The organism is Pedobacter sp. CG_S7, from assembly GCF_040544395.1.
In the GTDB taxonomy this organism is placed as follows: Bacteria; Bacteroidota; Bacteroidia; order Sphingobacteriales; family Sphingobacteriaceae; genus Pedobacter.
Genome location: NZ_JBEONS010000001.1, coordinates 123,019 through 137,610, shown reverse-complemented (window position 1 = coordinate 137,610; position 14,592 = coordinate 123,019). Strand labels below are relative to the sequence as shown.

General features: G+C 37.1%; 12 protein-coding genes and 1 pseudogene. 5 read left to right on the top strand and 8 right to left on the bottom strand.

From position 1 onward, the window contains the following. The first annotated feature begins 85 nt into the window (after nt 1-85). Nucleotides 86-2,353, top strand: coding sequence for an aconitate hydratase (locus tag AAKU52_RS00675; protein WP_354329140.1), 2,268 nt, complete (start codon nt 86-88; stop codon nt 2,351-2,353). A 96-nt stretch (nt 2,354-2,449) separates the two neighbouring features. Here the strand turns inward: AAKU52_RS00675 and AAKU52_RS00670 are convergent, their stop codons facing one another. The 3 genes and pseudogenes from AAKU52_RS00670 to AAKU52_RS00660 form a co-directional block, all read right to left on the bottom strand. Further along, on the bottom strand, nt 2,450-4,255 hold the full coding sequence (locus tag AAKU52_RS00670; protein ID WP_354329138.1) for a MutS-related protein: 1,806 nt from the start codon (nt 4,253-4,255) through the stop codon (nt 2,450-2,452). Nucleotides 4,256-4,295: 40 nt separating this feature from the next. Beyond that, nucleotides 4,296-5,117, bottom strand: a complete 822-nt coding sequence (locus AAKU52_RS00665) for a hypothetical protein (RefSeq protein ID WP_354329136.1) — start codon at nt 5,115-5,117, stop codon at nt 4,296-4,298. Nucleotides 5,118-5,136: 19 nt separating this feature from the next. After that, a pseudogene (locus AAKU52_RS00660) lies at nt 5,137-5,384 on the bottom strand (DUF6804 family protein); the annotation flags it as partial. A gap of 367 nt (nt 5,385-5,751) precedes the next feature. Here AAKU52_RS00660 and AAKU52_RS00655 point away from each other — a divergent pair. From AAKU52_RS00655 to rlmH, 4 genes are all read left to right on the top strand, one after another. Beyond that, complete coding sequence (locus tag AAKU52_RS00655) at nt 5,752-6,192, top strand: GNAT family N-acetyltransferase (RefSeq protein ID WP_354329134.1); 441 nt, start codon at nt 5,752-5,754, stop codon at nt 6,190-6,192. 1 nt (nt 6,193) lies between these two features. Beyond that, nucleotides 6,194-7,327, top strand: coding sequence for an alanine racemase (locus AAKU52_RS00650; RefSeq protein ID WP_354329132.1), 1,134 nt, complete (start codon nt 6,194-6,196; stop codon nt 7,325-7,327). A 17-nt stretch (nt 7,328-7,344) separates the two neighbouring features. Continuing rightward, complete coding sequence (locus AAKU52_RS00645) at nt 7,345-8,787, top strand: sodium:solute symporter family protein (protein ID WP_354329130.1); 1,443 nt, start codon at nt 7,345-7,347, stop codon at nt 8,785-8,787. Nucleotides 8,788-8,864: 77 nt separating this feature from the next. After that, on the top strand, nt 8,865-9,338 hold the full coding sequence (gene rlmH / locus AAKU52_RS00640; RefSeq protein ID WP_354329129.1) for a 23S rRNA (pseudouridine(1915)-N(3))-methyltransferase RlmH: 474 nt from the start codon (nt 8,865-8,867) through the stop codon (nt 9,336-9,338). 280 nt (nt 9,339-9,618) lie between these two features. Here rlmH and AAKU52_RS00635 read toward each other — a convergent pair whose 3' ends face one another. The 5 genes from AAKU52_RS00635 to lpxK all read right to left on the bottom strand — a co-directional run bounded on the left by AAKU52_RS00635 (nt 9,619) and on the right by lpxK (nt 14,542). Further along, nucleotides 9,619-10,155, bottom strand: coding sequence for a DUF5606 family protein (locus AAKU52_RS00635; protein WP_354329127.1), 537 nt, complete (start codon nt 10,153-10,155; stop codon nt 9,619-9,621). Nucleotides 10,156-10,157: 2 nt separating this feature from the next. Next, nucleotides 10,158-10,619 carry a peptidylprolyl isomerase gene (locus AAKU52_RS00630; protein WP_354329125.1) on the bottom strand — a complete coding sequence of 154 codons (462 nt, stop codon included), beginning with the start codon at nt 10,617-10,619 and terminating at the stop codon, nt 10,158-10,160. Between the two features lie 92 nt (nt 10,620-10,711). Then, the gene (locus tag AAKU52_RS00625; RefSeq protein WP_354329123.1) at nt 10,712-12,700 is read right to left on the bottom strand and encodes a putative porin; all 1,989 of its coding nucleotides are present in this window, start codon (nt 12,698-12,700) and stop codon (nt 10,712-10,714) included. Continuing rightward, nucleotides 12,700-13,515: a purine-nucleoside phosphorylase gene (locus AAKU52_RS00620; RefSeq protein ID WP_354329121.1), complete on the bottom strand. Its 816-nt coding sequence runs from the start codon at nt 13,513-13,515 to the stop codon at nt 12,700-12,702. The genes AAKU52_RS00625 and AAKU52_RS00620 overlap by 1 nt, the downstream gene beginning before the upstream one ends. Continuing rightward, the gene (lpxK, locus tag AAKU52_RS00615) at nt 13,487-14,542 is read right to left on the bottom strand and encodes a tetraacyldisaccharide 4'-kinase (RefSeq protein WP_354329120.1); all 1,056 of its coding nucleotides are present in this window, start codon (nt 14,540-14,542) and stop codon (nt 13,487-13,489) included. Before lpxK ends, AAKU52_RS00620 begins: the two co-directional genes overlap by 29 nt. Nucleotides 14,543-14,592 lie beyond the last annotated feature (50 nt).

The window sequence follows — 14,592 nt, the reverse complement described above, 5'->3', positions numbered from 1 at the left end:
TATGCAGATGATGGCACTCCCCTGTTTTTTTTCGTAAATTCGCTTAGATATAACTAATATTTTACCTTTTAAATACAGATTATCAATGGCTTTTGATATAGATATGATCAAAAAGGTTTATGCAAACTTTGGTCCCCGTGTAGAGGCGGCCCGTAAATTAGTAGGCAGACCCTTAACACTTTCAGAAAAAGTTTTATATACTCACCTTTGGGATGAGAAAGCAAATACCGCTTATGTAAGGGGTGCAGACTATGTAGATTTTGCGCCAGACAGAGTGGCAATGCAAGATGCAACTGCACAAATGGCCTTATTGCAATTTATGCAGGCTGGTCGTCCTCAAGTTGCAGTTCCTTCAACTGTACATTGCGATCACTTGATTACCGCAAAATTTGGTGCAGAACAAGATTTACCTGCTGCCAATACAGAAAGTAAAGAGGTTTTTGATTTCCTTGCTTCTGTTTCTAATAAATATGGTATCGGCTTCTGGAAACCAGGTGCGGGTATTATTCACCAGGTTGTGTTAGAAAACTATGCATTTCCAGGTGGATTAATGATTGGTACCGACTCACACACCGTAAATGCAGGTGGTTTAGGTATGATTGCCATTGGCGTTGGTGGTGCTGATGCTTGTGATGTTATGGCAGGCTTACCTTGGGAGCTTAAATTTCCAAAATTAATTGGCATCAAGTTAACCGGTAAATTAAATGGCTGGGCTTCTGCTAAAGATATTATTTTAAAAGTGGCAGGTATTTTAACTGTAAAAGGTGGTACTGGTGCTGTTGTTGAATATTTTGGCGAAGGTGCTCAAAACCTTAGCTGTACTGGTAAAGGTACTATTTGTAACATGGGTGCTGAAGTGGGCGCTACAACCTCCACTTTCGGCTACGACGAAAGTATGGAGCGTTATTTACGCGCAACCGGAAGAGCTGATGTTGCTGATGCAGCTAATGAGATCAAAGAACATTTAACTGGTGATGCTGAAGTTTACGCTAACCCGGAACTTTACTTTGATCAGTTAATTGAGATCGACTTATCTACTTTAGAGCCTTACTTAAACGGTCCGTTTACCCCAGATTTGGCAACGCCTATTTCTAAAATGAAAGAGGTAGCCTTAGAAAATGGTTGGCCAATGAAAATTGATGTTGGTTTGATTGGTTCATGTACAAACTCTTCTTACGAAGATATTTCACGTGCAGTAAGTGTAGCCAAACAGGTTTCTGAAAAGGGCTTGAAAACCAATTCAAAATATTGCATTAACCCGGGTTCTGAGCAAATCCGTTATACCATCGAACGTGATGGTTTCCTTGATGTATTTAAAAATATCGGTGCTACGGTATTTACAAATGCTTGCGGACCATGTATTGGTATGTGGGACAGGGTTGGTGCAGAAAAACAAGAAAAGAATACTATTGTACACTCGTTTAACAGAAACTTTGCAAAACGTGCCGATGGTAATCCAAATACTTTTGCTTTTGTTGGTTCTCCGGAACTGGTTACTGCTTTAGCTATTGCTGGTGACTTAAGCTTTAACCCTTTAACCGATACCTTAAACAACGAGAAAGGTGAACAAGTTAAATTAGATCCGCCTACAGGAAATGAATTACCTCCACGAGGTTTTGATGTGGGAGATGCTGGTTTTCAGGCTCCTGCAGCTGATGGTAGCGGCGTAGAGATTTTGGTATCCCCAACTTCTCATCGTTTGCAATTATTAGATCCTTTTACCCCTTGGGAAGGTACAAACCTTAAAGGTTTACGCTTATTGATCAAAGCAAAAGGTAAATGTACTACTGATCATATCTCTATGGCTGGTCCATGGTTGAAATTCCGTGGTCACCTCGATAACATTTCCAACAATATGTTAATTGGTGCTGTTAACTACTTTAATGATAAAACAGACACCGTTAAGAATGCTTCAACAGGTGAAGTTGGACCGGTTCCTGCAACTCAACGTGCTTATAAAGCAGCTGGAATAGGTACTATTGTAGTGGGTGATGAAAACTATGGTGAAGGCTCTAGTCGGGAACACGCGGCAATGGAACCTCGTCACCTAGGTGTTCGTGCTGTATTGGTGAAATCTTTTGCCCGTATCCACGAAACTAACCTTAAAAAACAAGGAATGTTAGGCTTAACTTTTGTTAACAAAGACGATTATGATTTGATACGTGAAGATGACGTGATCGATATCGTTGGCTTAACTACATTTACACCGAATGTTGCATTAACAGTGGTATTACACCATAATGATGGAACTGTAGAAGAGATTAAAGTTAATCATACTTATAATGCACAACAAATAGAATGGTTTAAAGCTGGCGGTGCGTTAAACATTATCCGCAGACAAATAGCTTCATAAGACTTCCTTTTAATATAAAAAAGCTCTTGTAGAAATACAGGAGCTTTTTTTTTACATGAGATATCGCCAGCCTAAAGGGTTGCAGTTAGTAATTAATTACAAACCAATCTGTTTTAATAAAATTGCGGCATTAAAAGTTTTACACGCGCCATGCTTCAACTTATAATCAAAGTGCATTTCACTTTCAGTAATTTGGATGTCGAAATGGTAATTACGCACCTTCTGTGGATAATGCACTTCCATTTCAGAAAGTGCGAGGTCGTGAGTGGCAAATAAGGTTATCGTTTCTTGTGTGATCATCCGCTCGATAAACACTTTAGAACCTTGAAACTTATCTTTGCTATTGGTTCCCCGCAGCATTTCATCAATCAGCACAAAAGTATTTGCGGAAAGCTTAGACTCCTCCAAAATCATCTTCAACCGGTTGAGTTCTGCCTTAAAGGTAGAGGTCTGATCGTTCAGCGAATCTTTAATCCTCATGTAAGAAAGCACATTAAAAATCGACAAATTTAAGGCCTTCGCACAAACTGGTGCACCAGCAAAAGCTAATACCATATTTACACCCAGGGTTCTTAAAAAAGTACTTTTCCCTGCCATGTTTGAACCGGTAACGATATCAACCGTTGCCCTGTTACTTAAAGAATAGTCATTGGCAATGCGCTTCTCTATTTCAATGAGTGGGTGACCGATTTGCAGGGCCTCCAAACCAAAAGAAGGCTTTATTTCAGGGAAAGTCCATTCCGGCTCATTGTAGGTTAAGGTGGCAAAAGAAATCAGTTCTTCAAACTGACTGATTCTATCCAATCCTTTTAAGATATGTTTTGATGAACCTTTATACCATTTATCCAGGCGGATGGAACATTTCAAATCCCAGAGGAAGAAAAGGTTTAAAAACAAGGCAACAATCATATTCAAGCGGGCATCAAAAGATTGAATAATGGAGGCCAAGTCTTTAATTTCTTTACTAACAGGAACACTACCTGCTGAGGTACTAAAAAAGGCTTTGATATAATTAGATTTCCAGCTTATTTTCTCCGTCCACTCAATGGTTCCTGAATAAGCCTTTAATAAATCAGCACTGCCGCTAAAGCCATAATAAACAGGGTTGATGTGTTTAAGGTTAAAGAAAACTATTGCAGCATTGAATATTGCTAACAGGGCAAATAAATTCCAGATGGCTCCACCCATAAAAATTGCGACAAGTAACATCGTGAACATCAGAAAAGGTGCAATCATTACGTAAGTACGCAATATTTTAGATGCTGTAAACTTTAATTGCGAAGGTAATTCATGTGTTAATTTTTGTTCAATAGCCCGCAGTTGTGCAGGTTGATGGTTTTGAAGTCTGGCCCTGAATTGAAATGTATCATCCATGTAGCTAGTGAGCTCTTTTATAGCTTCCTGACGTTGCAGGATCACATCAATTGTTTGGGCTTTATTTAATTGAGCTGCTAACAAGCTCATGCCTTTCTCTGTTTTACAGCGGTTTATGTAAGCATAGAGAGACAGTTGCCCAAAAACATCGAGATCCGAAGAATAAGGATGGTATTCATTTTGGAAAGCTTCCCCATCATCATATCCATTTTTACGGCTCAACAAATGATCTTCCTCATTTTGGTAAACCCACAGCAATTGTTTGGCATAAATTAGCTCGGCTTGTACCTTACCTTGTTTTTTAACCAGCACCAGAAAATAAACCAGCGGTAAGAAGATTAAAATCAGGTATACCCAGTGAAATCCCCAACTGATAATTAGTGTTAACCATATAATTTCAACAATAAACAAACCTAACCGCGACAACGAGATTTGGTTTAGTTGTTTTGCTAAACCGTCTATACGACTTTGTTGTGCTTGTATTTTATGAGAATAATTTTTTAAAATGTTTTCTTTGGAATTTAACATAGGAATAGGAATGTGCTGGAAAGATAAAGAAAGGGGGTTATTATTCAAAAGAATATTTCTGCAGGTTTTTCTGCACCTTTTTTAATGATAAACCATAGGTCAACAAAGATTGCTGCAATGTTTCAAAGGAATCATTCTTAAGACTGAAATTAAAATAATCAGCAAATAGCGATTTGTAGTTAAATTCGACCTTTAAAGCAAGAGCACGTTCTAATTGTTCCGATAAGGTATTCAGCGTGCCATTTTTAATGGTAATTACATTAGCGCCTTCTGTTTGGACAATACCGCTATAAAAAGGGTCATTCTGTTTTACTTTTACCAGGTTCAGTTTCAGCGTATCAATAACCGTGATCTGCGCTACAACTTGAATAGCATTTGAAAGAACGGTCTTTAATTTAAGGTTTTCTAAAAGGTTCTTTAACAAAAACTTTTCTCCATGTTCCTTATTCAAAAGCCCATCCTGTTTAAAGCAATAGGCTATTACTTTAGTCTTCAAATCCTTCGGTAATTCAATTTGATTTTCCTTGCAATGAAGCAAATGCGAAATTACAGTATTAATTTTTACGCCAATCTCGAAAATATGATATGTATGCTGGCTAATTACCTTACTGGAAGATATGCCAAGTTTAGGTTTAGCAGAAATAGACATGCTAAAATAATTTTTAACATTCGGATCTTCAAAAGCAACCTTATAATTATTTGCCAAAGATTCCCAGTCTTTTACAGCGGTTAATTTTGCAGTTGTAATTGGAACCGGTCTCTCCTGTTCTTTATTGTTTTTTTCAATAACTTCAACAGCAAATTGAGCTTGGGTATTTATTGTTAAAAGCCAAAAGGCAAGAAATACAAGCACTTTATTCATGTCGCAATTTAGCAAAAAACTACCTAAACCTGTTCTTGTAAAACAAAGAAGATAACAATCCAACACCTACCCCCCCAACAGCAACAAGGTTCCATAATTCTCTGCCAAGTATTACTTTGAAAAAAGGCTGAAATAATGTAGCATTGCGATATAAATAAATATTTCAACCTGCTTTTTTGATTGATTTGCCATAAATGCAAGAATGCTAAACCCTATTAACGCAATAAACCTAATAAATTGAAAATAACCATAAGGCAGGTCTAAAAAGCAAACAAATAATTATGTTATTTTACGTGAAATATTAAAAATAAACACAAGAACTATAATTTATATCGCGGCAATGACGGGTTGTCTAATCAACTCAATTTAAAGGAGTTGAAGGTTATTTTGTAATATTTTTAACCCTTGAGATAGGGGCCTATTTGTAAAAAACCTATTTTTTTCTTACATTTGTAAAAAATAATATATCTGACAACCTTACAAATGTTATACTGAGTCATCATTTTGATTCTCTTCCTATAGCGACAGATATACTTCATCTTCATGAGTTTTTACTCATCTAAATCAGCCAAAAGGAGCTGAAATACAATACCGTTTAATCTTTCTTTAGGAAAAAGGTCGAACAATTCATTTTATGAAAAACATCAAAATTTACAACAACCTAAATCCACCTACGGATTTGGAACAAAATCAAATTGTTTTGTTTCTTTTAACACAATTAGAAGAATACGGCGACCCGCAACACGATATTGAAAAAGCTATTGCCTATGCTTTAAAAGACAATCCAGGAGGCCTGGTTATAGCCGCTATGGATGGCTCCATATTAACAGGTGCAGTGGTTTTAAACCGAACCGGTATGGATAGTTATATACCAGAAAACATATTAGTTTATATAGCCACCCATAAAAACTACCGCGGCCAGGGCATTGGAAAAGACCTCATGCGCACGGCAATTGATCAATCACAAGGTAATATTGCCTTACATGTTGAACCAAATAATCCTGCAAAGAATCTTTACGAAAAACTGGGCTTTACTAACAAATACCTGGAGATGCGCTTAATTAAAAAAAATTAACATGGCTTTTATTACATTAAATAGAAAAAAATTAAAAGAGAATTTTGACCATCTAAATATTATGTTTGCTCAAAATAATATAGAATGGGCCATTGTAGGTAAAATGCTTTGTGGCAACAGGAAATACCTGGAAGAAATAATTAACCTCGGAATTAAGGAAATTTGCGATAGCAGGATAAGGAATCTGCAAATGGTGAAATCTATAAACCCCAACATTCAAACGGTTTTTATTAAACCTCCTGCCATTGGAAACATTGCTCGAGTGGTAGAATTTGCAGATGTAAGTTTTAATACGGAATTAGAGACCATTAAACTTTTATCTGAAGAAGCGGCAAAACAAGGTAAAACACATAAAATTGTGATCATGATTGAGCTTGGTGAATTACGCGAGGGTGTGATGCGAGAGCAATTTGTTGATTTTTATGCTAATGTTTTTGACCTGCCTAATATTGAAGTTACGGGCATTGGAACAAACCTAACCTGCATGTACGGCGTTTTGCCTAGTCAGGATAAACTCATTCAACTTTGTTTATATAAACAATTAGTAGAGGCTAAGTTTAACAAAACCATACCTTTCATTTCCGGAGGCACATCAGTTACTATTCCATTAATAGAAAAAGGTCTTCTACCAGAAAACATCAATCACTTTAGGGTAGGTGAAACTTTGTATTTAGGTACGGATGTTTACAATAGTCAGCCTTTTGATCACATGCATAACGATGTTTTCAAACTGTATGCAGAAATTATTGAACTTCATGAGAAACCTTTACTGCCAGATGGGGAATTAGGACAAAATTTAACGGGAAACATCGCCACTTTTGATGAAAAGTTAGTTAATTCATCTTCTTATAGGGCAATTATAGATGTAGGTCTGCTAGATGTAGAAGATGGTCACATTAAACCTGTGGATAAAGATGTGGAGATTGTTGGGGCCAGTTCTGACATGATTGTACTTGATTTGGGAGAAAATCACCGAAAATTGAATGTGGGAGACCTCGTAGAGTTCAATTTAGATTATATGGGCATTTTAAGGATCATGAATTCAGCCTATGTAGATAAAAGGTTTGAAGAGGAGAAGATTGCTGTTAAAACACCCGCTCTAGCACAACTTTCACCTGCTTTTTCTTTCAATTAGACACCAATTTATAAACTATGTCCTGGATTGACATCACTATATTTATCATCTACTTTATACTGATGCTCGGCGTCGGATTGTTCTTTGCCAATAAACATAATGATGAAAGAGATTATTTTACTGGCGGAGGAAACATGGGCAGTGGCCACGTTGGTTTATCTGTTGTTGCTACTGATGTTGGCGGTGGTTTCTCTATCGGCCTTGGAGGCATAGGATTTACCATGGGACTTTCCGGTTCATGGCTTTTATTTACTGGCCTTGTGGGTGCCTGGATTAGTGCAGTCTTTTTAATTCCCCTTGTTTTTAAATGGCAAAAGGCGCACGGACACTACTTTCTTACTTTACCACAGGTCTTTGGCTATCTTTACAATAAAAAAGTAGCCTTTATTGCTTCCATTATTTGCGTTATAGGCTACACAGGATTTACCAGCTCACAGCTATTGGCTGGAGCTAAGCTTACCTCCGCTATTTATCCACAAATGGATACTTACAGTATGTTATGGATTATGGGTGCCATAGCAGTTATTTACACCATGCTCGGAGGGATGAAAGCAGTTATATATACCGACACTATTCAATGGATCATTCTGCTTGCCGGACTTATGGGGGTAGCTATTCCATTATCATGGATAAAATTAGGCGGTTATGATGGAATTGCTCCTTATTTAACCGATGAAATGATGTCTTTAACTAACATTACCTGGCAGCACATTATAAATTGGAGTGTAACCATTATTCCGATTTGGTTTGTAGGAATGACATTATATCAGCGCATTTTTTCTTGCAGGGATGAGAAGGCAGCTAAAAAAGCCTGGTTTATTGCCGGTGTTTTAGAATGGCCTTTTATGGCCTTCACAGGGGTAATATTAGGCATGTTGGCCAATGTTGCCGTTCAGAAAGGATTAATCCCTGTAGAAGGAGGTATATTACATGACAGTGAAATGGGATTACCTTTATTAGTTAAAAACATATTACCCATTGGTTTTACCGGAATTGTAATTGCAGCTTATTTTTCTGCCATACTTTCCACCGCAGATAGCTGTTTAATGGCCGCTTCAGGAAGTGTGGTAGGAGACTTGTTACCAAAACATAAAAAAGTCAACAATAAATCTGTTGTTCGTTTCTCACAATTGGCTACCTTCATCATTGGCTTGTTGGCTATCCTGCTGGCTTCAACTATGGAAAATGTATTGTCAATGATGTTATATGCTTATGCTTTCATGGTATCAGGGTTATTTATACCTGTTGTTGCAGCCATGGTTTTGAAAAAGAGATTTCCTCAGCCAGCATTGATTTCCATGATTACAGGTGGCACAATAACCATTGCATTGATTGTTACTGAAATGAAACTCCCTTATGAACTAAATGCCAATATTTTTGGTATAACTGCAGCTTTAATAAGCTATATCATAGCCTATCAGTATATGCTTCATATTGATGATAAACGAATGATTACCTAGAACAATGCAATACTGCATTTCTTAAAATAAGGCAAAGATCATTACCTTCGCTGCATTAAAAGAATTGATATTAGACGATGAAGATAACCTTACTAGTGGTAGGTAAAACGGAAGACAAATACTTGATCGAAGGGATTGAAAAATATCTCGGCAGGTTAAAGCATTATATAGGTTTTAACCTGGTGGTGATTCCGGAATTAAAAAACACTAAAAACCTAACTGAGGCACAGCAAAAGACTAAAGAGGCGGAATTAATTTCTAAACAACTCAGCAATTTAGATGTTGTTATACTTTTGGATGAGAAAGGCAAAAAGCACACCTCTGTATCATTTGCAAATTATTTAAACAAACAAATGATTGGAAGTGTTCAACATTTGGTGTTTATTATTGGTGGGCCTTATGGTTTTGACGAAAGCACTTATAAACGTTCCAATTCAAGCATTTCCTTATCGGATATGACTTTTTCTCACCAAATGGTAAGGCTGTTTTTTGTAGAGCAACTTTACCGTGCTTTTAGTATATTAAAAGGTGAACCTTATCACCACGAATAATTAATCCAATTTTATGGATTTAAGTTGAACAAATCATCATAAAGAAAACAGGAAATTATGGGACCAGGAGATTTTAAACGTAAATATAGGTATAGAAGTGATGTCACAAAGTCAAGATATGCCTATTGGATTGCCATCATCATTTCCATCATTGTATTTTGGCTATTGTGGACTTACTTGTAGACAATAAAAAGGACATAGCAATATTAGTTAGAAATTTGTCATACTAACAAGGCCGGAGATGCAAACATCTCCGGCCTTGTTAGTAATAAAAACCTTATTAAACGCCTTTTTTACTCGTCATGCTTGCTTTTTTAGCAGGCTGATTAGTCTTACTTGGTGCTTTCGCGTTTGCTGGTTTAGCTGTTGCTTTTAACTTAGCAGCATTTTTATCTTCCCCTAAAACACTATCATGATCTTCAGTACTTGGTGCAGCTTCACTAAACAAAGGTAAATCCTTTAACAAATGATACCAGGTAACAATCTTTTTCATGTCAGAAGTATAAACCTTCTCTTTATCATGATTTGGTGCAACTTCCACAAAAAAGGCTTTCAATGTTGCGATATCGGCTTTTGAATCAGGAACTTCTCCTGTTGCAGCAACGATATTTGCTAACACATCAACCAATTTCAAGTCATCTTCCTGACCATAAACAGTAATATCCTCTAATGATGCTAATTTAGTATTCGCAACATTAGCTATAATTTTCACTTGTTGAGCATCAAGGCTTTCCAAAACATATCCCGCCTTATTTTGTCCTACCAGTTTAAATAGACCTGGTCTACCAGAAACGGCTACAATTCCTCTTAAATTCATAATTAATCTTCTATCAAATCTATTCCTACTATCTTATCACCCGCTTTAATGTCATCCACTAAATCAACATTATCCACTACTTTACCAAAGCAAGTATGAACCCTGTCTAAATGAGCGGTATTTTCTCGGCTGTGACAAACAAAGAATTGTGAACCACCTGTATTTCTTCCTGCATGAGCCATAGATAAAACACCACGGTCATGGTACTGGTTTTCTCCAGTTAATTCACAATCAATTTTATAACCCGGGCCACCAGTACCAGCTAAATGTGCTGTTTTAGGATCTTTAGAATTCGGACATCCACCTTGAATAACAAAATTAGGAATAACACGGTGAAAAGTAACGCCATCATAAAAACCCTCTTTCGCAAGTTTTTTAAAGTTGGCTACGGTATTAGGTGCATCGTTGTCGTAAAACTCAACGGTCATGTCCCCTTTTTCTGTTTTTATTATTGCTTTGCTCATATTCGTTTTTTTATGTAAAATCCAAATTTAGTAAATTGAAATCAAACCTAAACACTAAGGCTTAAAATGCTGTAGGGATAAAAGTATATATTTTAATCGTAAAAGTTCCAACTTACGCCAAACTTCAACATCTGTTGTGGCATTAAATAGCCTCTAACCGTAGAATAATCTGACGAAAGCAACCCTTGATTTACATACTCATATTTTACAAATAAGTTCGCTTTCCTTAAGCTTGCACGCAGCCAAACATCAATAACAGGATCCGACTTTAGTTTCATATTATCATTTGGAATATAAAACTGACTGGCAGCTGGAGAATAAGCATAGCTTAAGTATTGCGTATTATACCTCAGGTCAAAACCTACATCCGTTTTAAGAAATTTGAAGAAAGTTTGATTCAAGTAAAAACTATTAAAGGTATAAAAATCAGGAGTACGCAAGATACTCGCATTATCAGTTTTTTGATAAACCACATAGCTATCTAAATTAAATTTGCCAAAATTCAACTTTTTACCTACGGTTACTTTAAGTAAGTTAATGCTGCCACCAGCTTGTATTGGTTTGATGCCAACATCACCTTCCTGTCCAAAATATAGGTGATTATTGATGAGGAAATATTGCGCCCCTGCTTCTAATTTATACTTATCATTGAGGTAATTAAAGGAGAAATTAACGGTCTTAGTTCTGTCGAAATCATTCACCCAGTTGTAATGGTTGCCAAAATAACGGTCATATATTTCTTCAGGAGATTTATTCTGGATGTAAGCACCCATTACAATACGACCAACAGCATTACTTAACAACAAATTACTTTTCGCTTCATAAAGGAAATCACCAATTTGTCGGCCCTGAAATACTTGCTGTACATTAACATTTAGATCTACCCGGTTACTAAAACGGTAACCCATTGTGCCTAATAAGCTGGCGTTTTGAAAAGTAGAATTATAGTTGTAATAATCGGTCAGGTCTGCATATTTTGCAACTTGCATATATTTGTAATAATCATGCCGAATACCCACATCAACTTTAAGCTCGTTTTTAATGATGGAATTTGATTTTCCACGCAGAAAAAAACTATAAATGAACTCATTCTGCAGGTGTTTAACATTGGTAGAGTCGTGGGTAAAGGATAAATTAATAAGGCCTTGCGGTAATATGGCAAAGTTATCTTGTTCGTTTTTAAGAAAACTAAAAGACTCGTTATTATAAGATAAACTGTAACTTACTTTATTAGTTGGCAGCACCTTTTTCATTACTTCTTGCGGCACGGTATCTATTCTACCTATAAAATAGGTTTGCTTTAACAATAAGAAGTTTTTACGCGAAACCTGCTTCGCCGTTGTTAAATTAACCACCAAAGCCTCATTGGTTACCGAGCCACCAGAATTATTAGCATCTACAAACAGTCCCCCGTTTTCCTGCGCTTTTAAAGTATTAAAAACGCCATTTACCCATAAATTATATCTTTTGTTTGGCGATTGATACCAACTAACAATTGCACCATTTAAATCATCGCCCCTTTGATTTGCATAAACACCTTTGGCGCCAATACGAAAATAATTGGCCGCAATGCTCCAGTTCTTTTTGATGTTTTGGCTATGCGTTACCTTAAAAACTTGTTCCGTTTGCCCGGCACCCATGTAATAAAGGTTACTAAAAGGGGTACGCGCCTGGTAATAAATAACATCATCGTGAGTCATTACATAATCATCCAGGGTATGAAAACCAGCGTCGAAACCTACAGACTTGGCAGGTTCAAATAATAAAGATTTAGTTGCAAGGCCAAGGTTTCCGGTTCCAATAGTTGGGCGGCGGGGTTGGTTAATCGGACTATAATTCTGAAAATTCCTCAAACTCGTGTCTAGCGGTAGTGTTTGGATGCTGTCTTTCGTTAACCGCAGCGTTGTGTAGCGTACATATTTGGAGGTAAAAATGACCGAGTCTTCCCCTCCATCCAGTTTTTTCCTTAATGAATCGAGTTCTTTATTATCGTTAACATTGGTCTTCAGATCCTGGCCATTAACTTTTTGCCCCATTAAAAGGAAACAAATCAGAATGGAAAGAACAAGTACTTTATACATTAGAGTTTAAAAATTAACTGGCTTAATATTTTGGTCATTTTAGGTTCTGCAAGGTGTGCAGTTTCCAGAATCTCTTCCAGAGTACAAGGAAGCAATATTTCGGGAAAACCTTCATCAGTAATTACAGAGATGGCAAAAACGGGTAATTTCATGTGGTTTGCCACAATAACTTCTGGCACAGTGCTCATACCTACCGCGTCGCCACCAATAATACGCAGGTATTTATATTCTGCTTTGGTTTCGAGGCTTGGACCTGTAACCGAAACATATACCCCCTGCATACAAGTAATACCTTCTACCTTAGCAATTTCCATCGCTTGTTGTATCAATGTACGGCTGTAAGGCTCACTCATATCTGGAAAACGAGGGCCCATTTCCGCATCATTTCTTCCCCTCAAAGGGCTATCTAATTGTAAATTAATATGGTCATTGATTACCATTAAATCCCCTTTTTTAAGGTCAGGATTTAAGGAACCCGCCGCATTGGAGACAAATAAACAATGTATGCCTAATGCTTTCATTACCTTTACAGGAAATGTGATCTGCTGCATATTATACCCTTCGTAATGGTGCAAACGACCTTGCATGGCCACCACCCTTTTACCATTCAGCACACCAAAAATCAGTTTGCCCGAATGAAACTCCAGTGTAGAAATGGGGAAATTGGGAATATTAGCGTACATTAAACTAAAAGCAACTTCAATTTCTGCAACAAGGCCACCCAGGCCAGTGCCCAAAATAATTCCAACTTCTGGCTGGAACTGTTCTGTTTTTTTCTTTATGTAATCAACGGTTTCGTGTATAGCTTGAAACATAGTTTATGATGTTTTTCTCAAAGATAAGCTTATCTTCTTCCAGTATATCTATTTTTATTGGCAAAAAAAAGAGGGGCAAGTCTAACAATATTTCTTTAATACCGACAGCATTTAAACGTTGTGAGTCCTTTTCTGTTGTGATTATTATTTTTTCTTTTGTTTTTTCTTGCTCAAAAGCTTTCACCAGTTTATTGATTTCTGTAGCATTGAACTGGTGATGATCTGGATGATCATAATGAACAATATTGCTGCTATAGTTTTTTAAATGAGCGATTAAGGGTTCAGGATTAGCAATTCCGGTGAGTAAAAAAAGGGTTGTATCTTTGGAAATCTGCGATAAAGGCAGCTTTTCTCCGCCAAAAACTGGACACAAGTCTCCGTACTTGAGCACTGAAAATGCAGGCTTCCATGCTGCTGAAAATTGCTGTTCAACACTTAATTTATCTTGCACCTGAAGCTTAGCCGGCACTTTTGTCACCAATACCGCTTGGGCACGTTGATAACCTTTAAATGGTTCCCTCAAATTTCCTGCGGGGAGTAAAAACTGACTTTTCAACAGCTTACCATATTCAAACAATAAAATGTTAAAGCCTGGTTTTACACTTCTATGCTGAAAAGCATCATCTAAAATAACCAGGTCGTGCGTTGCTTTCAACTGCTGGATACCTTTAACCCTATCTTCACAAACGGCTACCGTTACTTCAGGAAATTTCTTATAATACTGCATAGGCTCATCGCCAATACTTTGTGCCGTTGCATTTTCATCAGCTAACAAAAAACCTTTGGTTTCCCGACCATAACCTCTGCTCAGGATCACAATTTTATAGCCACCTAGCAAGTTTACCAGGTATTCGGTTACGGGTGTTTTCCCTGATCCTCCAACAACCAGATTACCAACACAGATTACGGGCAGGTCAAAAACCTGAGATTTGAAAAAGCCCCAGTCGTAAAATTTATTCCTAATGATCACAACCAGACCATATAGTAAAGCAAACGGAAACAGCAGTAAGCGCAGGATATTTATCATCTCTGCTTCAAAAATAAGCAATATCCTTCGAAAATGCGAGGCTGGCAGAG